This window comes from Erwinia sp. PME.40.26/001 (genome assembly GCF_055556675.1).
The window spans coordinates 565,962-586,714 of record NZ_JBVHNP010000002.1 but is presented as its reverse complement, the minus strand read 5'-3'; the positions used below and the strand labels follow the sequence as shown (position 1 = coordinate 586,714).

Genomic DNA, 20,753 nt, shown 5'->3' with positions numbered 1-20,753 from the left:
TAAAAGGGTTCGCGCACTTATTTCATTTTTTTTCGGCCGTAAACCAGCCAGGTAATCGCGATGCAAATCACATAAAACAGCAGGAAGACTTTCATTGCCCCGGCGGGTGAACCACTCAGTGACAGGGACATGCCGAAGGTCTGCGGAATAAAGAAGCCTCCCAGTGCACCAATAGCGGAGATAAAGCCCAGCGCTGCGCTGGTATCGGTGACGGCCTCGCGCTGCGCGGCTTCATCGCTTCCGCCTGCGGCTTTAACCCGGTCTACCGTGATTTTGCGGAAGATGACGGCGATCATCTGGAAGGTCGATCCACTGCCCAAGCCAGCGGCAAAGAACAGCACCATAAATACGCCATAGAAAGCGATAAATGACCCCGACTGGCCCTCTCCCGGTAGCGTCAGGAATAGCAGCGCAGTGAAGACCGCCATCAGCACGAAGGTGAACAGGGAGACGCGCACACCCCCGAGGCGATCGGACAGCATGCCACCCGCCGAACGCGCCAGCGCGCCAATAAACGGCCCGAAGAAGGCGTAATGCATGATGACCACATCGGGGAACTGCGTTTTAGACAGCATGGCAAAACCGGCGGAAAAGCCGATAAAGGAGCCGAACGTGGCGAGATAGAGCAGCGAGAGGATCCAGAGATGTCCGCGCTTCAGCACCGGCAGCTGCTGTCGTAATGAGCTTTTCGCGGCGGCCAGATCGTTCATACCGAACCAGGCAGCCAGTGTGGCAATCACCAGCAACGGCACCCACATCCAGGCTGCATTCTCCAGCCACAGCCCGTTTTCTGCATGGACAGAGGGACCGGTAAACCAGCTGAACATCGCCACTGAAATGGCGAGGGGGGCAAACAGCTGCATCACGCTGACGCCAAGGTTGCCTAAGCCGCCATTGATACCCAGCGCGCCACCCTGACGGGCTTTTGGGAAGAAGAAGCTGATATTACCCATGCTGGAGGCAAAGTTAGCCCCGGCAAAACCGCACAGAAGTGAAATAATCACAAAGACGGCGAAAGGTGTGGCTGGGTTCTGCACGGCAAACCCCAGCCAGATGCAGGGTACCAGCATCAGGGCCGTGCTAAACGCCGTCCAGCGACGCCCGCCAAACACCGGCACCACAAAGGAGTAAGGAACGCGCAGGATGGCCCCGGAAACCGACGGGAGTGCCGTCAGCAGGAACAGCTGGTCGGTGGAAAAGTTGAACCCCACCTTATTAAGATTGACGGCGACGGCGCTGAACAGCATCCAGACGCAGAAGGCCAGCAACAGACAGAAAACGGATATCCACAGATTGCGACTGGCAATCCGTTTGCCCGTTTGTTGCCAGAACACGGTATTTTCAGGCTGCCAGTCCTGGATTACCGCACTATTTTCTTTCCCTGAAGATGCGTTAATTTTCGACATAATTTTCTCAATAGCTGTGTAATAACCAGCCTATCCTGAACACCTCCTGCGCGGTCTGACTTGACGTGTATCAACCCGATGGCAGGTGATAAGCCGGCCACAGAATGAGGATACTTCCTAAGAGTCAGCGAAAATGAGTAAAATAAGCCATATAATTCATATTCTTGGGTAACTTTTTTTTGCCAGGGATAATGCGGCAGGTACAGGCTGGCTATTCGGTATTACCACAAAATAGGTATGGGCATGATGTTCTGAATCAGTGACAATCCGCAGGTTAAAACTTCACCTTGAGAGACGGAACGCCCCCCCACCATCAGCAGGAAAAGAGGATGACAACACAGCTTACGCAGGTACTTTCCACGAAACCGGCCAGTGTTTTATTGATCGACGACCATCCGATGATCCGTAACGGTCTGAAACAGCTTATCGGTCTTGACGCGCGGCTGAAGGTGGTCGCTGAGGCCAGCAATGGCGTGGACGGCGTCAGACTGGCAGAACAGCATGAAGTGGATCTGATCCTGCTCGATCTGAATATGCCCGGCATGAACGGGCTGGAAACGCTGGAACAGCTGCGGGCCATCGATGCCTGTGGCCATATTGTCGTGTTCAGCGTTTCAGACTATGAAGACGATGTGATTAATGCGCTGAAGCGGGGAGCCGATGGTTACCTGCTGAAAGATATGGAGCCAGAGGCGCTACTGGAATGCCTGCACCGGGCCGCCGCCGGTGAGCTGGTGCTGAGTGACACCCTCCCACCCGTGCTGGCGGCCAGCCTCCGGCAGCAGCGCTCTCCGCGACAGACCGGTAACCCCGAGTTCACGACGCGGGAGCGGGACGTACTCAGGCTGATTGCACAGGGGATGAGTAACAAGCTGATCGCCCGTCGTTTAGGTATTAGTGAGAGCACCGTCAAGGTACATGTGAAGCATCTGCTGAAAAAGCTGCAGATGAAGTCCCGGGTTGAAGCCGCAGTGTGGGCACTGCAGTGTGGTGAAGTCTGAGGTTATCAGCAGCCAAAAAAAAACGGTGACCGAAGTCACCGTCTCAGGCATTACTGTTTATCAGGCCGTTGTACGCTGTACCGCACAACAGGATCCGCGTAAATTATTCGCGGAACAGCGCTTCAATATTCAATCCCTGAGCCTGCAAAATCTCACGCAGGCGGCGCAATCCTTCAACCTGAATCTGGCGAACACGCTCACGGGTCAGACCGATTTCGCGACCCACATCTTCCAATGTGGCCGCTTCATAACCTAACAGTCCGAAACGACGTGCCAACACTTCGCGCTGCTTGGCGTTCAGTTCGAACAACCATTTAACGATGCTTTGCTTCATATCATCGTCCTGCGTGGTATCTTCCGGGCCGTTATCTTTATCATCGGCCAGGATGTCCAGCAGCGCTTTCTCGGAATCACCGCCCAGAGGCGTATCAACCGAAGTAATGCGTTCGTTGAGGCGCAGCATCCGGCTGACATCATCAACAGGCTTATCTAACTGTTCGGCGATCTCTTCCGCACTCGGCTCATGGTCAAGCTTGTGGGAAAGTTCACGCGCGGTACGCAGATAAACATTCAGTTCTTTCACGATATGAATCGGCAGGCGAATCGTTCGGGTTTGATTCATTATCGCCCGTTCAATCGTCTGACGAATCCACCATGTGGCATACGTTGAGAAGCGGAACCCTCTTTCAGGGTCAAACTTCTCGACGGCGCGGATCAGGCCCAGGTTACCTTCTTCAATCAGGTCAAGCAGTGCCAGACCACGATTGCTGTAACGACGGGCAATCTTCACGACCAGACGCAGGTTACTTTCGATCATGCGGCGACGCGAAGGCACGTCCCCACGGAGTGCACGACGAGCAAAGAAAACTTCTTCCTCGGCCGTAAGCAATGGAGAGTAACCAATCTCCCCTAAGTAGAGCTGCGTCGCATCCAGTACGCGCTGGGTTGCGCCCTGTGATAACAGCTCTTCTTCAGCTAAGTCGTTATCACCAGGTTCATTTCCGACAAGTGCTTTCTCATCAAAAACCTCAGCTCCGTTTTCGTCGAATTCCGCGTCTTCATTTAAATCATTAACTTTCAGCGTATTCTGGCTCATAAGCGGCTCCTACCCGTGATCTCAGGGCAGAACACCAGGGTTCTGCCGGCTTAACGTTGCGGTAAGTAACGCAACGGATTTACGGATTTCCCCTTGTAACGAATTTCAAAGTGCAATCTAACCGAACTCGTGCCGGTACTACCCATTGTGGCAATCTTCTGACCCGCTTTCACTTCTTGTTGTTCACGGACCAGCATCGAATCGTTGTGGGCATACGCACTCAGGTAGTCATCATTATGTTTGATGATAATCAAATTACCGTAACCGCGCAGAGCGTTACCGGCATAGACCACGCGACCGGAGGCGGTGGAAATGACGGACTGACCGCGCGAGCCCGCAATATCGATACCTTTATTTCCGCCTTCGGAAGCAGAGAAGTTATCGATAATTTTACCGTCTGTCGGCCAACGCCAGCTGCCCACGGGCGTGGTGCTGTCTGTTGTACTACTCACGGTCGGGGCGGTAACCGGAACTGTTGTCGTTGCAGCAGTTTTCCCGGACGAAGGCAGCATTTTGCCTTCACTTGGTGTACCTGAATCCTCAGAATACGTAATTACCGGTTGGTGTGCAACCGTTCCGGCAGTCATTTGTGAACCAGAGGATGCCGTCGTCATTCCGCCTGCGTTTGCATCCGCTGCCGTCACCGCATTACCGCCGGTAATCGGCGTGCCGGAACCATTAGCCACCTGTAATTGCTGGCCAACGTTGAGCCCATAAGGCGCCGCGACATTATTGCGCTGGGCCAGATCGCGGAAATCGTTACCGGTTATCCAGGCAATATAGAAGAGTGTATCACCCCGTTTAACCGTATAGGTGTCGCCGCCATAGCTACCTTTCGGAATATTCCCATAACTACGGTTGTACACAATACGACCATTTTCAGTGACCACATTTTGATTCTGGCCCGCTGAGGATGAAGCTACCATCCCTCCGCCTGAAGCAGGGGGGCGCGCCGAAGGCACTAAACCGCTGTTGCCGCCACCGCCATTGCTGACCATACCTGCATTACCGGAATTATCTGCATTACCGGAATTACCAGCATTGCTGCTCATCATGCCGGAGTCATTTCCGCCAACGGAGCTGATGGGGGCCTGCGCATTATCGCTGCTGGAACAGCCTGCCAGCCAAAATCCTACTAATGAAACGGCCGCAAGACGGCGTAACTTAAATACTGGGCTTCCCGTGCTCATTTAATCCCCCATAACGGCAACACTTTGACGAAAAAAAACTTCATAACAGCAGCATGACTGACGGCAACCGGGCCCGCATGCGCAAATTCAGTCAGATACTAGCAATATCACAGGCAGGGTGCCACGAAACAGTTGTATAGAAATATCCTGGTTATGGCGCTCAGGCGAGATCCCCCTGAACCAGTGGGACAAAACGGACGGGCTCAACCGTGTCGATAATGAACTCATCACCGATGCGGCGAATGCGCTGCAGGACCTGCTGCTCTTCCCCGACGGGCAGCACCATCACACCGCCCTCATCAAGCTGTGACATCAGCGCCTGTGGGATTTCTGGCGGTGCCGCGGTGACGATGATCGCGTCAAACGGCCCCCGTGACGGCCAGCCCAGCCAGCCATCGCCGTGCCGGGTCGAGACATTATGCAGGTCGAGCTGCTTCAGGCGACGCTTGGCTTGCCACTGTAAGCCTTTGATCCGCTCTACCGAACAGACGTGCCCGACAAGGTGCGCCAGAATGGCGGTCTGATAGCCGGATCCGGTGCCAATTTCCAGCACGCGTGACGAAGGCGTGAGCGCCAGCAGCGACGTCATTTTTGCGACCATATAAGGCTGAGAAATCGTCTGCCCGGAACCTATCGGCAGCGCCATATTTTCCCAGGCTTTATGCTCAAAAGCCTCATCAACAAAGCGCTCACGCGGCACCTCTTCAATGGCCTTCAGCAATCGCTCGTCGTCAATACCCTGCTGGCGCAGCTGTGCCAGCAACGTCTCTATGCGCCCACTCACCATTCGCGGTCGACCTCAACGCTGTCTAACCAGGAAGAGACGACCTCCTGCGCGGCGTGAGCAGTCAGGTCAACATGCAAAGCGGTAACGGACACATAGCCTTCATCAATAGCGGCGAAATCGGTATCCGGGCCGGCATCCAGCTTTTCACCCGGTGGGCCGATCCAGTACATCGTATTACCGCGCGGATCCTGCTGCGGGATGGCCTGATCGCTGGGATGACGGCTGCCACAGCGGGTAACACGGATCCCCTTTATCTGGTCAAGAGGCAGATCCGGAACATTGATATTAAGGATGCGTCCGGTACGCAGTGGCTCGCGCAGCAAGGCTTTCAGGATTGAGCAGGTGACGGCAGCGGCCGTGTCGTAGTGCAGATGCCCGTTGAGAGAGACCGCCAACGCCGGTAGTCCCAGATGCCGCCCTTCCATAGCAGCGGCCACCGTACCAGAGTAAATCACATCATCCCCCAGATTAGGGCCGGCATTAATTCCTGAAACGACAATATCCGGCTTAGGCCGCATCAGGGTATTGACGCCCAGATAGACGCAGTCGGTTGGCGTACCCATCTCGACCGCTATATCACCATTGGGATAGTTAAAGGTTCGCAGGGGTGTTTCCAGCGTCAGAGAGTTCGATGCCCCGCTACGATTGCGGTCCGGAGCAACCACCTGCACTTCGGCAAATTCACGTAGCGCTTTCGCCAGCGTCTGAATGCCTGGCGCGTGGATACCGTCATCGTTACTCAGCAAAATGCGCATTGTCACCTAACCTGTTGATAAATTTGATCACCTTTCCCGGCAGATAACATCGAATGACTGGGAAGAGGTGTGGCTGAAAACATTTTAGCTGGATGCACGAGGGAGTGGTAGGTGTAAATGTCTGGTTAACCGAAGGAGGAAGGGCGGCCCTTACAGCCTGCCCCGGTCATTTTTCACTGTGGTCATTTCCCAGCTGCTGTAAAAATTGCTGCTGGGAACTCAGCAACTGGCTCAGGGTCAGGCACTGATAATCATACCCATAACGCGCTGTAACGGTGGCAATGATCCCGGCCAGCACCGGATAGTGGCGGTGACACCAGTGCGGAAACAGGTGATGCGTCAGATGGAGATTCATCCCCCCCAGCCAGTACCCCAGCCAGCGTGGCCGGGTCAGCCAGTCGCAGGTCGTGGCGAACAGATGGCTGTAGCGACTGTGCGACAGTTTGCCCTGTTCCGTGGGCAGATAGCTGTTGCCTTTTGCCCAGTGCGTTCCGAGGATCAGCATGACAAACACCAGCGAAGCCATCATCTGGCAGGCCAGATAGACCAGCACAAGGGTGCCGATACCCAGTGACGGCGGCAGCAGCCAAAACGGCAGCGCCAGCACCAGTAAAAAATGGCCCAGTTTGACCAGTAAAAAAGCCGTCCAGCCCTTCACACCCTGCAGGCGCATTTTGGCACCGACGCGCGTCTGCCCGGCGCGATCCAGCCAGTCAAACAGCCAGATGTAATAGGGGAACGTCAGCGCCGCGACCAGCGGCCAGTAATAGCGCTGATAACGCATTAACGGCCGCAGGCGCTGAAAACGTGACTGCCGCAGGATACCGTTCTCTTCCATATCCGGGTCATAGCCCATGACATTATTCCCGGCATGGTGCATCAGTACGTGGCGCACCCGCCAGCACTCCGGGTCCAGACCAAGTGGAATAGCGGCCAGCACGCTGAGCCAGCGGTTAGCGGCCCGTGACCTGAAAAACGCCTGATGCGACGCGTCATGGACCACGTTGATCGCCAGCAGCATGGCAAAGACACTGACGCCAAACTGACAGGCGGCCCAACCCAGCCAGTGCGTCTGTTGCAGCCCCAGCGCGCCGCAGGACGCAGCCAGCAGTACCAGCACCACCACTTTAGCGATCATCCCGCCGTCGGCGAAGCGGTGCTCACCGTGAGCCTCGAGCCAGACCTGCGTAGCGCGGGTCAGCTCACGGTGAAACTGCAGGTTCTCACGGGCAAAACGCAGCGGCGGAGGCGTCATCGCGTCGCCTCCGGCTCGCCCATGCGTCGCAGAAATACCTGCTGACGCCGCAGCAGTTCGCGATAGCGGATACAGCGGTAATTCATACCGTGCTCTGGGGCCAGCCGGGCGATAATCGCCGCCAGCGCCGGATAATGCCGGTGGTGCCAGCCGGGGAACAGATGGTGCGTCAGGTGCAGATTCAGCCCGCCAGTGAAATGCCCCAGCCAGGCGGGTTCGGGCAACCAGTCGCAGGCGGTGGCAAAGTTATGGCGATACCAGCCCTGCGGCAGCGTGCCGTCCGGCCCCACCTCATAAAATTCCGCTTCGGCCCAGTGCGTGCCCAGCAGCAGAAACACCACAAACAGGGACGCCACCATCTGACAGCACAGCCAGGCCAACAGCACCACGCCCATCCCCATCCCCTGCTGCTCTGCCGCCCACAGCGGGACAGCCAGCACCAGCAGTAAATGCAGCACCTTAAAGCCGCAGAAGAGCAGCCAGCCGCGAACGCCCGGCATCATACGCCGATCCGCCAGCGGCGTTTTTCCACAGCGATCTGCCCAGTCAAACACCCATGTCAGATAGGGTAACGACAGCGCGGCAATCAGCGGCCAGTAAAGATGCTGCCAGCGCATCCAGGGCCGCCAGCGCTGATACGGCGTTTGCCGGAAGAAGCCATTCTCCTCGGTATCCAGATCGTAATGTTCAATGTTGGCGTAAGCATGATGAAAATAGACGTGCCGCACGCGCCAGTAGTCCGGATCCAGCCCGAGCGGCAGCGTCACTACCCGGCTGATAAGACGATTAAGCCGGGGCGAACGGCTGAAGACCCCGTGGCTGGCATCGTGATTAACGTTGATGTTGAGCAGCATCGCCATCAGCATAAACAGCATATAGCAGATAAAAAAACCGCTCTGGCTGGACTGAAACAGGCTGAGAAGATAACAGGAGACACACAGTCCCAGCAGCAGCCCGGCCTTCAGCCACTGCCGGCCTCCGGCAAAGCGATGATCCTGATGCGACGACAGATACTGATGTGCTGCGCGCTGCAATGCCCGGTGGAACGCCTGTTCCCCGTCCGGCGGATAGCGCAGCGGCGGGAGTGAATCAGCCATGTTTCACCTCCGCCTGCAGCGCCTGACGCCCCCAGCCCAGCGCCAGCACCATGCTGTGCAGCGCCACCAGCATGGCTGCGAAAAGCCAGGGTTCAACGGTTTCCCGACACAGCGCAAACCAGAAGGGGCAGGCCAGCCCGACCGCCAGCCAGAGTAACGGGCTCCAGCGCCGCCCTTCTGACAGGCCCCCCAGCGCGACTGCCCCCAGCGCCAGCAGCATAAACAGCGTCACCTGCTCGCTGCTGATGTTCTGGTAACCGTAGCCGTAGATCCACACATAGCTGGCCACCAGCACAAACAGCAGCAGCATGCCGCTGATCAGCGCCCGCGCACGACAGTGGAACGTGGCCGCACCGTTCACCGGCGAAAACGGTAGTTTAAGCAGACGGAACAGCGGCCGGTTGCTGGCCCAGAAGGGATTTTGCGATGCCCGTTCCCCCGCAGTGCCAAAACGGTATTCTGTTTCCGGCAGGCGGGCAAAGGTGCCAAACAGCTTGTCCCAGAAAATAAAGCTGCCACCGAAGTTCTTGTCGGAATACGCCCGGTCGCAGACGTGATGCACACGGTGATGATTTGGCGTCACCAGTACCGACTCCAGCCAGCCCAGCTTTGGGGTCAGCGCATTATGGTTAAACAGCTGCACGGTATAGTGGAAAATAGAGACGGTTACAAAGACCGACAGCGGCACGCCCGCTAGCGCCAGCAGCAGGAAGAAGGGGATCGACGTCAGCGAGGAGTACCAGGAGTTACGCACCCCGAGCGACAGATTAAAATGCTCTCCCTGATGATGCACCACGTGTACCGCCCACAGCAGGCTGAAACGATGATGCAGGCGGTGCAGCCAGTAAAAAGCAAAATCCCACGCCAGCAGCGCAAACAGCCACAGTCCCCAGGTGGGCAGCGCGTCCAGCCAGTGCTGGCTGAAATGCAGGGCAACATAGCCATAGCAGGTGACTTCCAGCCCGCGGAAGAGCCACAGCATGATGTGACCGGAGTTGAGGTTAAAGACCACATCATGCCACTGCACCTGCTGCCTGTCCTGGCGGTGCAGCACCAGCGCCTCCCCCATCACCAGCAATACCATGGCCACAATCGGCAGTACCAGCTCGCTCATCGCTGCTCTCTCCGTACAAAAGTAAACGCCTGTGCTGCACGCAGGCAGATCCAGCCGCAGAACAACGCCACACCAGCGCCGCTTACCAGGTCAATAAACAGGTGACGGCGCAGTTGCAGTATCGATACCGCAATCAGTACGCCCCACAGTAACAGTAGTCCACTGCGCACAGGCCGGTCACGCCGGTAGAGTGCCCATACTGCCAGCAGCGACAGCGCCATATGCAGTGACGGCAAACAGTTTTGCGTCGAGTCGGCGGCTGCCAGCCTGGCCAGCAGCCGTGAACTCAGCCCCTGTCCGCCGTCGTGCGGGTAGACCAGCGTGGTCGGCCACAGCATATAGACGGCTCCGCACACCAGCGCCGTCAGGATCATCGAGACCGTCAGCCAGCGCAGTTTTTCCACCCGGCAGTACAGGTACCCCGCCGGGATCAGCAGAAAAAAGGAGAGGTAAAGCCAGATCGCGTCTGGACTGAAGGGGATCGCGCGGTCGATAAGACCGGGCTGCATCACCGTTCCCGGCCCCTGCCAGCGATCGCTGAAAGTATAAATCCCCCCCACGCTGCCCCAGCCCACCAGCATCGCCAGTAAGCGATGTAACAGTGTCATCCTTCCTCTCCCTTCAGGCGGATAATTCGCCGTCGCTTGCGGTCAAACTGCGGCATTATCGGCCGCACGCTTAGTTCCCAGCGTAACAACGCCGTGGCGATCCCCTGCTGTGCAAACAGCGCAATCAGCGCCTGCTGGCAGGCAATAAGCTGTTGTTCACTGGCATCACTGAGCAGCTGCAGGTTCTGCTCTCCCGACTGCACCAGGCGGTAATCACTGGTCAGCGGCAGCGTACGGGCAATGGCCCGGCTACACACATCGGCAAACACCCCCTGCTCCTCGCCTTTCAGATTGCGCAGCAGAAGCTGGTCATCGCGCCGCCCTTCGATGGCGTCCAGCACGCGGGTTGGCCGCCCGCAGGGGCAGGGTTCGGCCGCCGCCACCAGCACATCATCCAGTCGGTAACGGATCACCGGCTGCGTACGCCGGGTAAAGTCGGTGATGACAGGCGTAAACCGGCGTTCATCAATCCACTCCGGTTCAATATGAATAAACTCTTCATTAAGGTGCAGGCGACCGTGGGAGCAGGTGGCCGCCAGGAATCCTTCGGTAGCCTGGTAGACCTCAGCCACATCACCGAACACCTCCGTCAACAGCTGTCGATCCTGAGGCTCCAGCACTTCTGCTACCGAGATCACCCGGCTGACCTTTAGCACCAGCTGTCCGCTCTGTACCGCCAGCGCCAGCGCGCGCAGTACCTGCGCCGGGGCAACGATAATCGTCGGCGAAAACTGCGGTAGCGTCTGCAAATGATGGTCAAATGGGGCAAAAAGGTCGAAAAACGCCAAACTCAGCCAGCGGGTATTCACACTGTGATACAGATGATTATCAGCGCGCAGGAACAGCGCCACCCGCTCGCCGGAGAGCAGTCCGCGCGGCAGCATTTTGGCCAGCATTCCCCCCGCCCAGATACGCTGCTCCTGCGGACTGACAACGAACACGCCGCGGCGACCGGAGGTCCCGGACGATAAGCCGACGCTGAAGCGCCCGACCTTCGGCGCAAAATCCCGCTCCCGTTCACTTTTCAGGGCACATGCAAGCAGCGCGTCAACCGACAGCCCGGCGGTATTCATCCGATCAAAGTGGGCCATCATCCGGGCTTTATCGCAGACAGGCCAGGCCGACAGCGGCAGTGATTGATACGGGGCATAAAACGGACTTTTTGCCATTACCCGCCGCGCAAAGCGTCTGAGCTGCCGCGCCTGCCAGCGCTCCAGCGCGGCACGGTCGCGGAAGGCCAGCCTGCGGGCGCGAAAATAGTGCCACAGCATTCTTACCGGGATCATAAGTCCCCCTCGTGACACAGAAGAATACGCACTTTGCCACCACGCCACAGCTGGTTCAGCCGGTTTAGGGTGGCATAATAAGCCGCACTGTTATCCATGATCAGGCTGGCCAGCCGGGAAGGACCATGCAGCTTCTGATAGTTATCCGGGCACCAGGCCGCATCACTGGCCAACAGTGTCCAGCCGTCATCCTGGCGGACAAACGCGCCCAGATGCCCTGCGGCATGCCCCGGCAGGGAAACCAGCACAATTTCACCGTGACTGCCAGGCAGCTCCCACCCCTGTTCAAAAGGGTGGAGATCGGCAGGTAACGTCACCACCGGAAAGCGTTCCACATACTGCACGCGCGCGTCAAAATCAGACGGGATCAGCCCCGGCACAAAAGCGTTTTTTACCGCCCGTAATCCGCGCAGCGGACGGGTTTTCTGCCAACCTTCACCGGAACAGATCATCGGTACGCCCGGAAAATCATGCAGCCCGGCAATATGGTCGCCATGAAAATGGGAAATTATCAGCCCCTGTATATCGGCGGGCTGATACCCGGCCAGGCCCAGCTGTGCCACCAGCGCCTGCTGCGGCGAGAAATAGACCGGCGTCAGCTGCTGATACAGGCGGAAAACCCCCTGACGGGTATGGTCGATAAAGTGGCTGGCATAACCGGTATCCCACAGCCAGCGTCGGTTATTCGCCTCCAGCAGCCAGGCCCGGGCGGGGAAGCGGCAGACGCGCAGTCCGGCTCCGCGCAGCGCCATGCAGCCACGGTGCGTGCAGTAACCTACCTCGAACGTTGTCAGCTTAGCCACGTGTGCCGACTCCCTGCTGCCGCCACCATGCACCGGTCAGCGCAATCGCCTCGTCCATGGAATAGTGCGGGCGATAGCCCAGCTCGTCGATCGCCCGCCGCTGGCTGAGGGTCATGTCCACGCTGACGGCCCCCACGCTGTAGCGGGTCAGCAGCGGTTCCCGCCGCGTCAGTAACGCCACCCCCTCCATCAGCGTCGCTACGCCATACAGCAGACCGGCGGGCAGTGAGCGGATCTCGCAGGCCAGACCCAGTTGCTGATTGAGCAGCGGGTGCAGCACCTCTGCCAGCGTGACGGGCTGCTGGTTGGTGATGTTATACACGGCACCGGAGGCGAGGCCGGGGACATCGCTGGCCAGCCACATCGCCTGCACGACGTTGAGCACGAATGTCAGATCGAGTAGCGCCCGGCCGCCCCTGGGGAGGCGCAGGATACCGTTATCACGCCGAAGCTGGGCCAGCAGCCGTGGCACAATGACCCGGTCGTGAGCGCCAAATATGGCACGGGGCCGGAGCATGACAAAGGTGGTCGCGGGATAGTTGGCTACCCGCTGCAACACCACCTGCTCGGCGGCATATTTGCTGGCGGCGTAGTGGTTGGCAAACCGCCGGGCGCGGAAGTGTTCCTCAATCTGCAACTGAGGAGAATAATCAAAGTAGAGGGAGGGCGTGGAGATATGAATAAATCGCTTCACCCCCCGCTGTCCGGCGGCGGCCGTCAGGCGTTCCGTGGCGGTCACATTCGCCTGCCAGAATGCCTCACGCCGTCCCCAGGGCGACGATTTGGCGGCGCAGTGCCAGACCGTTTCCGCATCACCGATCAGCGCTGCGCACTCAGCTTCCGTCGCAACAGACAGATCAAGAGCCGTAAAAACCGCACCCGCCTGTCTGAGCTGTTCTCCCACGCTGCGATCGCGTCCGGTGGCATATACCGTATGTCCGGCGGCCAGCAGCCACTCAACGGCATTGCGCCCCAGTCCGCTGGTCGCGCCCGTCACCAGTACCTTCACGGCAGCAGAACCATGCCGCCAAGGGTCAGACCGGCGGCGGTGCCTATCAGCATCACCGGGCCTTTATCAAAGCGATCGCTGACGATCGCCTCATGCAGGGCGCTGGGGATCGATGCGGCCACCTGATTGCCACGATAGCGATAGATATCGATCAGCGCGTCGCTGCTGACGTTTAGCCGTTTCCGCATGTGTTCCAGCGACAGGTGGCTGGCCTGATGCGGCACCACGGTGGCCACTTGCGCCAGGGTCAGCCCGGCCATGCCGAGCAGTCGTGCCAGGTAATCTTCAATCAGCCCGGATGCCTGGCGGAACAGTTTTTTACCCTGCATGTGGAAGAGAAAATCGCTGTCGGACATGCCGGCACGCGGATTACGCCGCGTGCCACCGGCGCGGATCTCACAGAGTTCACTGCCGTCCGGCCAGCTTTCCATCAGGCAGGCGAGAATACCGCTGCGTCCGTCGCCGCGTTCAACAATAGCGCAGGCTGCACCGTCCCCGAAGATCAGCGATGACTCCTCATGTTCCCAGTCGATACCGCGCGAGGCCAGTTCGGCGGAGACAATGGCAATTCGCTGGTAGGCACCGCAGTTCACCAGGCCGCCCGCCACCTGCAGGGCAGAAACGAAGCTGACGCAGCTACTGTTAATATCAAATACCGCCGTGCCTGGGGTCAGGCGCGACAGCTTCAGCACCTGAATGGCGCTGCACGGCAGCGCCTGCACCGCAATGGCGGAAGCAAATATCAGCAGGTCAATACTGTCAGGGTTGATATCCCGCGCACGCAGTGCGGCGTCAAGCGCATCGGCCCCCAGCTGCGCCTGGCTCGCCTGATGGTCGGCGTGAAAGCGATGGGTAATCCCGGAACGTTTCTCAACGTAGCCAGGGCGGAATCCCAGACGCTCGTCGAGCATCGCGGACGTCACACAGCCGGGTGGCAGCGCCACGCCGCTGGCCATTATCTTCAGAGGTACAAAAGCCGTTGTGCGCTCCGGCACAGGCTGATGGGGCTTATTCATCCGTATTCCCATTAACAAAACTGTAAAATTATTGCGCATTGTAACCAAAGTGCGGAACACCGCAAATTGTCAGCAATTGAAGGGGGACGAAGCGGGGAAATACAGAGTGAACAAACTGACTTAAGGGAGTAAAACAGCAGAGCCTGCTGGGATAGCAGGCTCTGTCACTGGGGCAGATGAATAAAAAAACTACTCGTCGACCTCAGCCGCGCTGCCCTGGGTCAGCAGCAGTTCGCGCACCACACTGGTGGCAAAGCTGCCTGCAGGCAGCCAGAAGGCCATCTCCAGCGTGACGTCATCCTGCCAGTTCCACTGCAAATCGCGGGGGATAACCAGCATGGCGCGGCGTGCGGCTTCCACGCGTTCACGATCCATCAGGGCAATCAGCGCACCTTCACCTGACAGGCTGTTTTGCTCAAAGGCCAGCGCTTCATCGCGTGTACCCCACTCGCCGCTGCCCGGCAGCGGTGCGGTGATACGCAGTTCACTGGCATCAACACGCTGTTGTAAGGTATCCCGTTCCGCCGCCTCTGCCACAAACCAGCTGCCGCGTCCGGTTAACTGCAGAGCATCGCCCGGCAGGACCCGGGTCAGGGAGCCCTGCTGCGCCAGACGGTCACTCACCACCTGATTAAACATCGCGCTTCGCGCGGCAGAGAGAATGAAACTGCGTTTATTGCGCTCGCGCACGCGGATTTCATCGGCGGCCCAGCGTTGCGCCATTGTCAGGTTATTACCTTCGTGGCCAAAACGCTGGCTGCCAAAATAGTTGGGCACACCGTCACGGGCAATCAGCTGCAGGCGCTGTTCCACCACATCACGGTCAGAAATCTGGCGCAGTACCAGCGTGAAAGCATTGCCCTGTAGCGCACCGGTCCGCAATTTACGGCGATGGCGGGCGCTTTCCAGCACCTCGACGCCCGTCAATTCAAACGCGGTCAGATCTGGCGTAATTTTGCCCGGTATGCGCAGGCAGAACCACTGTTCGGTCACCGCGTGGCGATCCTTCATCCCGGCAAAACTGACGTCACGTGGATGAATACCGACAAATTTGGCCAGCGCTTCTGCGACAAAGCGGGTATTACAGCCATTTTTGCGGATGCGTACCAGCAGCTGTTCACCCTCTCCGTCCGGCACGTAGCCGAGATCTTCAATGACCCTGAAGTCTTCAGCACTGGCCTTCAGCACGCCGCTGGCCACCGGCTGACCGTGCAGCCAGCCCTGTTTGCTTAAATCCATGCGTTACGCCTTTATCAGCAGGGCAACGGCTTCACAGGCAATGCCTTCGCCGCGCCCGGTAAACCCGAGTTTCTCAGTGGTCGTCGCTTTCACGTTGACATCATCCATATGAATACCGAGATCTTCCGCAATATTGATGCGCATCTGTGGCGAATGGGGCAGCATCTTCGGGGCCTGAGCAATGATCGTGACATCAACGTTACCCACGCGATAGCCTTTTTTAGCAATCTGACGCAGGGCTTCCCGCAGCAGTTCGCGGCTGTCTGCGCCTTTATAGGCCTCATCGGTGTCCGGGAACAGTTTGCCGATATCGCCCAGGGCGGCCGCCCCCAGCAGCGCGTCTGTCAGCGCGTGCAGCGCAACGTCGCCGTCGGAGTGTGCCAGCAGACCTTTCTCGTAAGGAATACGCACGCCACCAATAATCAGCGGGCCTTCGCCGCCAAAGGCATGTACATCAAAACCGTGACCGATACGCATTATGTGTTCTCCTAACTCTGTATTTGGGTCAGATAAAATTGCGCCAGCGCCAGGTCTTCCGGCCGCGTCACCTTCAGGTTATCACTGCGGCCGCTGACCAGTTCAGGATGGTAACCGCAATGCTCCAGCGCCGAAGCCTCATCAGTGATGGTCGCGCCGTCGTTCAGCGCACGCAGCAGGCAGTCGCGCAGCAGCGCCAGCGGGAACAGCTGCGGCGTCAGCGCGTGCCACAGGGCTTCACGCTCGACGGTATGGCCGATATCACTGCGGCCAGCAACAGCACGCTTCATGGTATCACGCACCGGCGCGGCAAGAATTCCGCCCACCTTGCTGGTGGCCGTCAGCGCCAGCAGTCGGGTCAAATCACTCAGATGCAGACAGGGGCGCGCGGCATCATGCACCAGCACCCACTCGGCCCCTTTTGCCGCCTGCAGCCCGGCCAGCACGGAGTCCGCCCGCAGGCCACCGCCGGTAACCGTGCTCACGCGCGCATCGTGCGCCAGCGGCAACTGGCGGAAATACGTATCCTGTGCGCTGAGAGCCACAATGACCCGGCTAACGGCCGGATGAGCCAGCAGCGCATCGATGCTGTGTTCCAGAATCGTTTTGCTGCCGATGGTGAGGTACTGTTTGGGGCATTCAGAGAGCATGCGGCTGCCGATCCCCGCAGCGGGGACGACGGCGATAATCTCCGGAAAGGACACGGCGCTATTCATGATAGTAATGACGGATGCTCATGGTGATGGCTACTGACGGGTGGTTCGCTGCTGTGCGTTTCGTTTATTTTGGTCCGGCACAAGGCGATAGAAAGTCTCGCCGGGTTTAATCATCCCCAGCTCATTGCGTGCGCGTTCCTCGATCGCTTCCGAACCGCCGTTTAAATCGTCGATTTCGGCAAAAAGCTGATCGTTTCGCGCTTTAAGCTTGGCGTTATTGGCCTGTTGCACAGCAACATCCTCATTAACGCGTGTGTAATCATGAATGCCGTTCTTGCCCAGCCAGAGCGAATACTGCAGCCAGCCGAGAAGTACAAGTAACAGCAACGTAAGTTTTCCCATCCCCGCCCCCTGAAAAACGGCTCAATCATCCCATAACTTTTAGTACGACTCCACTCTGCCGGTGAAATAGAACCACTTTCTCAGAATAAGGTACGAATACGCGCTAAAAAACAGCAGGATCGGCGTCGGCTGACGCCCTGCATCGATAGATTTTGTAACGTTGCGACGTAATTATAAATATTAACCCAACCGTTACCAGCCCGTTAGCAGCGTAAACAGCAGCCAGAACAGGGCGACCACCACCACCACCGTCGCCAGTCCGGACCAGATCAGGCGCTGTCGCAGCAGCACGGTGGCAACAATACCGACGATGACCGAGACCGGTAAAAGCGCAAGGAAGAAAGGCCAGGTATAGAGGAAAAAGAATAAGGTGTTAGAACCGTAAAGCAGGAACGGGATCGCCAGTGCGACCCACCAGGAAACAAAGCCCATCACGCCGCCGGGAACAGCCCATGAAGGCTCTTCCCGATCGCGCTCGTCTTTACGTGCCAGCATGGGGGTGACGTTGTGCATATATATCCCGTTGATGCTCAGGCGGAGGGGACCGTGGTGCCCTCCGCCGGGTAACCGCCCGTCTGAACGGACGTTAGCCGAAGCTCTCAGGGTTTGATAATATCTCGCTGACGCAGCAGGTCTAATAACTGGGTGGTTAAATATGTTACCAATTGTTCACCATCCAGGTGAATATCGGCGGCTTCCGGGGCTTCATACACGGCATCGATACCAGTAAAATTACGCAACTCCCCGGCACGGGCCTTTTTATACAACCCCTTTGGATCGCGCGCTTCACAGATCGCCAGCGGTGTATCGACGAAGACTTCAATAAACCGCCCTTCCCCAACCATCTCCCGTACGCTCTGCCGCTCGGCACGGTGAGGCGAGATAAAGGCCGTCAGAACCACCAGACCGGCATCGATCATCAGCTTCGCCACTTCGCCCACGCGGCGGATATTTTCTTTACGGTCGTCATCACTGAAGCCGAGATCCCGGCATAAACCGTGTCGCACGTTATCCCCGTCCAGCAGGTAGCTGCTGACGCCAGCGCGGTGCAGTGCCTGCTCCAGGGCACCGGCTACCGTGGATTTACCGGACCCTGACAGCCCGGTAAACCACAGCACCACGCCCTGATGGCCATGCTGCTGCTCGCGCTGCTCACGGCTGACCGGATGCGCGTGCCACACCACATTCTCATCATGCTGCGCCATCTTACTCACCGCCCAGCAGGTCGCGAGCATTCCAGTGCGGGAAGTGACGACGTACCAGCGCATTCAGCTCCAGCTCAAAGGCGCTGAATTCGCCAGCAACGGGCCGCGCATCGTCCAGCGGCTGGCGGATCATACCCGCGCCGACGGTGACGTTGCTCAGGCGATCGATAAAGATCATCCCGCCAGTGACCGGATTCTGCTGATAGGGATCGAGCACCATCGGCTCGTCGAAGATCAGATCTACCAGCCCGATGCCGTTCAGCGGCAGCGCCTGGACGTCATGCTGCGTCAGATTATTGATCTCAACCTGATGACGGATGCGTTCCACGCGCGCGCGGGTTTTCTTTCCGGCAATTTTAATATCGAAGCTCTGCCCGGGTACCAGGGGCTTTTCCGCCATCCAGACCACATCAACGGCGGCAGCCTGCACCGGCGTGAGGCTGGCATCCTCAGCGACCAGCAGATCCCCGCGACTGATATCAATTTCATCTTTCAACACCAGGGTAATTGCTTCCCCGGCCACGGCCTGCTGCAGGTCACCGTCGAAGGTCACAATGCGCGCCACTGAAGACGCCACGCCAGAAGGGAGCACTTTTACCCGCTGACCGACCTGCACCACACCGGACGCCAGCGTACCGGCATATCCCCGGAAGTCGAGGTCAGGACGGTTTACATACTGCACCGGGAAGCGCATTGGCTGCTGTTCAACCACGCGCTGCACGTCAACGGTTTCCAGCACGTCCAGCAGCGTCGGGCCGGTGTACCAGGGCATCGCCGCGCTCGGGGCTGCCACGTTTTCGCCTTCCAGCGCTGACAGCGGGACAAAGCGGATATCCAGATCGCCCGGCAGCTGCCCGGCGAAGTCCAGATAGTCCTGCCTGATCTGCCCGAAGGTCTCCTCGCTGTACTCCACCAGATCCATCTTATTAATCGCCACGATCAGATGTTTAATGCCCAGCAAGGTCGAGATAAAGCTGTGGCGGCGGGTTTGATCCAGCACGCCTTTACGCGCATCGATCAGCAGGATCGCCAGATCGCAAGTGGAGGCACCGGTGGCCATATTACGGGTGTACTGCTCGTGCCCCGGGGTATCCGCGATGATAAATTTGCGCTTCTCGGTAGAGAAGTAACGGTACGCAACATCAATGGTGATGCCCTGTTCGCGCTCGGCCTGTAAACCGTCGACCAGCAACGCCAGATCGAGTTTTTCACCCTGGGTACCGTGACGTTTGCTGTCGTTGTGCAGGGAAGAGAGCTGATCTTCATAGATCTGGCGCGTATCGTGCAGCAGGCGACCAATCAGCGTGCTTTTGCCATCGTCGACGCTGCCACAGGTGAGGAAACGCAGCAGACTTTTGTGCTGCTGCGTATGCAGCCACGCTTCCACGCCGCCCTGGTCGGCAATCTGTTGTGCAATTACTGTATTCATCACGATTCCTTAGAAGTAGCCCTGGCGTTTTTTCAGCTCCATTGAGCCGGCCTGATCGCGGTCGATCATGCGACCCTGACGCTCACTGGTGGTGGACACCAACATCTCTTCAATGATCCCCGGCAGCGTCTGCGCTGACGACTCGACTGCACCGGTCAGCGGCCAGCAGCCCAGGGTACGGAAGCGCACCATGCGTTGCTCGATCACTTCGCCCGGCTGCAGATCAATGCGGTCGTCGTCAATCATCATTAGCATCCCATCACGCTCCAGTACCGGGCGTTCAGCGGCCAGATAGAGCGGCACAATCTCAATGTTTTCCAGGAAGATATACTGCCAGATATCCAGCTCGGTCCAGTTGGACAGGGGGAATACGCGAATACTTTCGCCTTTGTTAATCTGGCCGTTGTAGTTATGCCACAGCTCCGGGCGCTGGTTTTTGGGGTCCCAGCGGTGGAAGCGGTCACGGAAAGAGTAAATACGCTCTTTGGCGCGGGATTTCTCTTCATCGCGGCGTGCGCCGCCGAAAGCAGCATCAAACCCGTACTTATTCAGCGCCTGCTTCAGCCCCTCGGTTTTCATAATGTCCGTGTGCTTGGCACTGCCGTGAACAAACGGGTTGATGCCCATTGCCACGCCTTCCGGGTTACGGTGAACCAGCAGCTCCGCGCCAATATTTTTCACCATACGATCGCGGAACTCGTACATTTCGCGGAATTTCCAGCCGGTATCAACATGCAGCAGCGGGAACGGCAGCGTCCCCGGATAGAACGCTTTACGCGCCAGGTGCAGCATCACCGATGAGTCTTTTCCGATGGAGTACATCATCACCGGGTTACCGAACTCTGCCGCCACTTCGCGGATAATATGGATGCTTTCCGCCTCCAGTTGACGCAGATGAGTGAGTCGTTTCTGATCCATATCT

The 20,753-nt window shown here is 58.1% G+C and carries 22 protein-coding genes; 1 reads left to right on the top strand and 21 read right to left on the bottom strand.

Annotated elements, in window-relative coordinates:
* Positions 1–17: 17 nt before the first annotated feature.
* Positions 18–1,406 carry a NarK family nitrate/nitrite MFS transporter gene (locus tag ACZ3HG_RS10160; protein WP_465332777.1) on the bottom strand — a complete coding sequence of 463 codons (1,389 nt, stop codon included), beginning with the start codon at positions 1,404–1,406 and terminating at the stop codon, positions 18–20.
* A gap of 329 nt (positions 1,407–1,735) precedes the next feature.
* On the opposite strand from ACZ3HG_RS10160, the gene narL reads away from it, so the two are divergent.
* On the top strand, positions 1,736–2,407 hold the full coding sequence (narL, locus tag ACZ3HG_RS10155) for a two-component system response regulator NarL (protein WP_191933995.1): 672 nt from the start codon (positions 1,736–1,738) through the stop codon (positions 2,405–2,407).
* Between the two features lie 103 nt (positions 2,408–2,510).
* On the opposite strand, the gene rpoS is transcribed toward narL, so the two are convergent.
* From rpoS to cysD, 20 genes are all read right to left on the bottom strand, one after another.
* Positions 2,511–3,503, bottom strand: a complete 993-nt coding sequence (rpoS, locus tag ACZ3HG_RS10150) for an RNA polymerase sigma factor RpoS (RefSeq protein ID WP_118663349.1) — start codon at positions 3,501–3,503, stop codon at positions 2,511–2,513.
* A 50-nt stretch (positions 3,504–3,553) separates the two neighbouring features.
* On the bottom strand, positions 3,554–4,693 hold the full coding sequence (gene nlpD, locus ACZ3HG_RS10145; protein WP_465332776.1) for a murein hydrolase activator NlpD: 1,140 nt from the start codon (positions 4,691–4,693) through the stop codon (positions 3,554–3,556).
* 160 nt (positions 4,694–4,853) lie between these two features.
* Complete coding sequence (locus ACZ3HG_RS10140) at positions 4,854–5,480, bottom strand: protein-L-isoaspartate(D-aspartate) O-methyltransferase (RefSeq protein ID WP_191933993.1); 627 nt, start codon at positions 5,478–5,480, stop codon at positions 4,854–4,856.
* A complete protein-coding gene (gene surE, locus ACZ3HG_RS10135; RefSeq protein ID WP_465332775.1) occupies positions 5,474–6,235 on the bottom strand; it encodes a 5'/3'-nucleotidase SurE in 762 nt (253 codons plus the stop codon). Before surE ends, ACZ3HG_RS10140 begins: the two co-directional genes overlap by 7 nt.
* 166 nt (positions 6,236–6,401) lie before the next feature.
* Positions 6,402–7,490 carry a fatty acid desaturase family protein gene (locus tag ACZ3HG_RS10130; protein WP_465332774.1) on the bottom strand — a complete coding sequence of 363 codons (1,089 nt, stop codon included), beginning with the start codon at positions 7,488–7,490 and terminating at the stop codon, positions 6,402–6,404.
* Entirely contained in the window at positions 7,487–8,587 is a 1,101-nt protein-coding gene (locus ACZ3HG_RS10125; protein ID WP_191933990.1) for an acyl-CoA desaturase, read from the bottom strand. The genes ACZ3HG_RS10130 and ACZ3HG_RS10125 overlap by 4 nt, the downstream gene beginning before the upstream one ends.
* Complete coding sequence (locus ACZ3HG_RS10120) at positions 8,580–9,701, bottom strand: sterol desaturase family protein (protein ID WP_191933989.1); 1,122 nt, start codon at positions 9,699–9,701, stop codon at positions 8,580–8,582. The genes ACZ3HG_RS10125 and ACZ3HG_RS10120 overlap by 8 nt, the downstream gene beginning before the upstream one ends.
* Entirely contained in the window at positions 9,698–10,309 is a 612-nt protein-coding gene (locus ACZ3HG_RS10115; protein WP_244636248.1) for a phosphatase PAP2 family protein, read from the bottom strand. The genes ACZ3HG_RS10120 and ACZ3HG_RS10115 overlap by 4 nt, the downstream gene beginning before the upstream one ends.
* Entirely contained in the window at positions 10,306–11,595 is a 1,290-nt protein-coding gene (locus ACZ3HG_RS10110; RefSeq protein ID WP_465332773.1) for a F390 synthetase-related protein, read from the bottom strand. Before ACZ3HG_RS10110 ends, ACZ3HG_RS10115 begins: the two co-directional genes overlap by 4 nt.
* Positions 11,592–12,398 carry an MBL fold metallo-hydrolase gene (locus tag ACZ3HG_RS10105; protein WP_465332772.1) on the bottom strand — a complete coding sequence of 269 codons (807 nt, stop codon included), beginning with the start codon at positions 12,396–12,398 and terminating at the stop codon, positions 11,592–11,594. The genes ACZ3HG_RS10110 and ACZ3HG_RS10105 overlap by 4 nt, the downstream gene beginning before the upstream one ends.
* On the bottom strand, positions 12,391–13,407 hold the full coding sequence (locus ACZ3HG_RS10100; protein ID WP_465332771.1) for an NAD-dependent epimerase/dehydratase family protein: 1,017 nt from the start codon (positions 13,405–13,407) through the stop codon (positions 12,391–12,393). Before ACZ3HG_RS10100 ends, ACZ3HG_RS10105 begins: the two co-directional genes overlap by 8 nt.
* Positions 13,404–14,423: a 3-oxoacyl-[acyl-carrier-protein] synthase III C-terminal domain-containing protein gene (locus ACZ3HG_RS10095; RefSeq protein WP_191933985.1), complete on the bottom strand. Its 1,020-nt coding sequence runs from the start codon at positions 14,421–14,423 to the stop codon at positions 13,404–13,406. The genes ACZ3HG_RS10100 and ACZ3HG_RS10095 overlap by 4 nt, the downstream gene beginning before the upstream one ends.
* A 189-nt stretch (positions 14,424–14,612) precedes the next feature.
* Entirely contained in the window at positions 14,613–15,662 is a 1,050-nt protein-coding gene (truD, locus tag ACZ3HG_RS10090; RefSeq protein WP_465332770.1) for a tRNA pseudouridine(13) synthase TruD, read from the bottom strand.
* A gap of 3 nt (positions 15,663–15,665) precedes the next feature.
* Positions 15,666–16,139 carry a 2-C-methyl-D-erythritol 2,4-cyclodiphosphate synthase gene (ispF, locus tag ACZ3HG_RS10085; RefSeq protein WP_062744199.1) on the bottom strand — a complete coding sequence of 158 codons (474 nt, stop codon included), beginning with the start codon at positions 16,137–16,139 and terminating at the stop codon, positions 15,666–15,668.
* Between the two features lie 11 nt (positions 16,140–16,150).
* Complete coding sequence (ispD, locus tag ACZ3HG_RS10080; protein WP_191933983.1) at positions 16,151–16,855, bottom strand: 2-C-methyl-D-erythritol 4-phosphate cytidylyltransferase; 705 nt, start codon at positions 16,853–16,855, stop codon at positions 16,151–16,153.
* 30 nt (positions 16,856–16,885) lie between these two features.
* On the bottom strand, positions 16,886–17,197 hold the full coding sequence (gene ftsB / locus ACZ3HG_RS10075; RefSeq protein WP_062744201.1) for a cell division protein FtsB: 312 nt from the start codon (positions 17,195–17,197) through the stop codon (positions 16,886–16,888).
* A gap of 192 nt (positions 17,198–17,389) precedes the next feature.
* Entirely contained in the window at positions 17,390–17,710 is a 321-nt protein-coding gene (locus tag ACZ3HG_RS10070) for a DUF3561 family protein (RefSeq protein WP_191933982.1), read from the bottom strand.
* Positions 17,711–17,796: 86 nt separating this feature from the next.
* Positions 17,797–18,402, bottom strand: a complete 606-nt coding sequence (gene cysC / locus ACZ3HG_RS10065; protein ID WP_191933981.1) for an adenylyl-sulfate kinase — start codon at positions 18,400–18,402, stop codon at positions 17,797–17,799.
* A gap of 1 nt (position 18,403) precedes the next feature.
* Complete coding sequence (gene cysN, locus ACZ3HG_RS10060; protein WP_465332769.1) at positions 18,404–19,831, bottom strand: sulfate adenylyltransferase subunit CysN; 1,428 nt, start codon at positions 19,829–19,831, stop codon at positions 18,404–18,406.
* Positions 19,832–19,840: 9 nt separating this feature from the next.
* Complete coding sequence (cysD, locus tag ACZ3HG_RS10055; RefSeq protein WP_465332768.1) at positions 19,841–20,749, bottom strand: sulfate adenylyltransferase subunit CysD; 909 nt, start codon at positions 20,747–20,749, stop codon at positions 19,841–19,843.
* Positions 20,750–20,753: the final 4 nt, after the last annotated feature.

Coding starts and splice junctions, on each gene's coding strand:
- ACZ3HG_RS10160 (WP_465332777.1), bottom strand. CDS start 1,406: ATGTCGAAAATTAACGCATCTTCAGGGAAAGAAAATAGTGCGGTAATC.
- narL (WP_191933995.1), top strand. CDS start 1,736: ATGACAACACAGCTTACGCAGGTACTTTCCACGAAACCGGCCAGTGTT.
- rpoS (WP_118663349.1), bottom strand. CDS start 3,503: ATGAGCCAGAATACGCTGAAAGTTAATGATTTAAATGAAGACGCGGAA.
- nlpD (WP_465332776.1), bottom strand. CDS start 4,693: ATGAGCACGGGAAGCCCAGTATTTAAGTTACGCCGTCTTGCGGCCGTT.
- ACZ3HG_RS10140 (WP_191933993.1), bottom strand. CDS start 5,480: ATGGTGAGTGGGCGCATAGAGACGTTGCTGGCACAGCTGCGCCAGCAG.
- surE (WP_465332775.1), bottom strand. CDS start 6,235: ATGCGCATTTTGCTGAGTAACGATGACGGTATCCACGCGCCAGGCATT.
- ACZ3HG_RS10130 (WP_465332774.1), bottom strand. CDS start 7,490: ATGACGCCTCCGCCGCTGCGTTTTGCCCGTGAGAACCTGCAGTTTCAC.
- ACZ3HG_RS10125 (WP_191933990.1), bottom strand. CDS start 8,587: ATGGCTGATTCACTCCCGCCGCTGCGCTATCCGCCGGACGGGGAACAG.
- ACZ3HG_RS10120 (WP_191933989.1), bottom strand. CDS start 9,701: ATGAGCGAGCTGGTACTGCCGATTGTGGCCATGGTATTGCTGGTGATG.
- ACZ3HG_RS10115 (WP_244636248.1), bottom strand. CDS start 10,309: ATGACACTGTTACATCGCTTACTGGCGATGCTGGTGGGCTGGGGCAGC.
- ACZ3HG_RS10110 (WP_465332773.1), bottom strand. CDS start 11,595: ATGATCCCGGTAAGAATGCTGTGGCACTATTTTCGCGCCCGCAGGCTG.
- ACZ3HG_RS10095 (WP_191933985.1), bottom strand. CDS start 14,423: ATGAATAAGCCCCATCAGCCTGTGCCGGAGCGCACAACGGCTTTTGTA.
- truD (WP_465332770.1), bottom strand. CDS start 15,662: ATGGATTTAAGCAAACAGGGCTGGCTGCACGGTCAGCCGGTGGCCAGC.
- ispF (WP_062744199.1), bottom strand. CDS start 16,139: ATGCGTATCGGTCACGGTTTTGATGTACATGCCTTTGGCGGCGAAGGC.
- ispD (WP_191933983.1), bottom strand. CDS start 16,855: ATGAATAGCGCCGTGTCCTTTCCGGAGATTATCGCCGTCGTCCCCGCT.
- ftsB (WP_062744201.1), bottom strand. CDS start 17,197: ATGGGAAAACTTACGTTGCTGTTACTTGTACTTCTCGGCTGGCTGCAG.
- ACZ3HG_RS10070 (WP_191933982.1), bottom strand. CDS start 17,710: ATGCACAACGTCACCCCCATGCTGGCACGTAAAGACGAGCGCGATCGG.
- cysC (WP_191933981.1), bottom strand. CDS start 18,402: ATGGCGCAGCATGATGAGAATGTGGTGTGGCACGCGCATCCGGTCAGC.
- cysN (WP_465332769.1), bottom strand. CDS start 19,831: ATGAATACAGTAATTGCACAACAGATTGCCGACCAGGGCGGCGTGGAA.
- cysD (WP_465332768.1), bottom strand. CDS start 20,749: ATGGATCAGAAACGACTCACTCATCTGCGTCAACTGGAGGCGGAAAGC.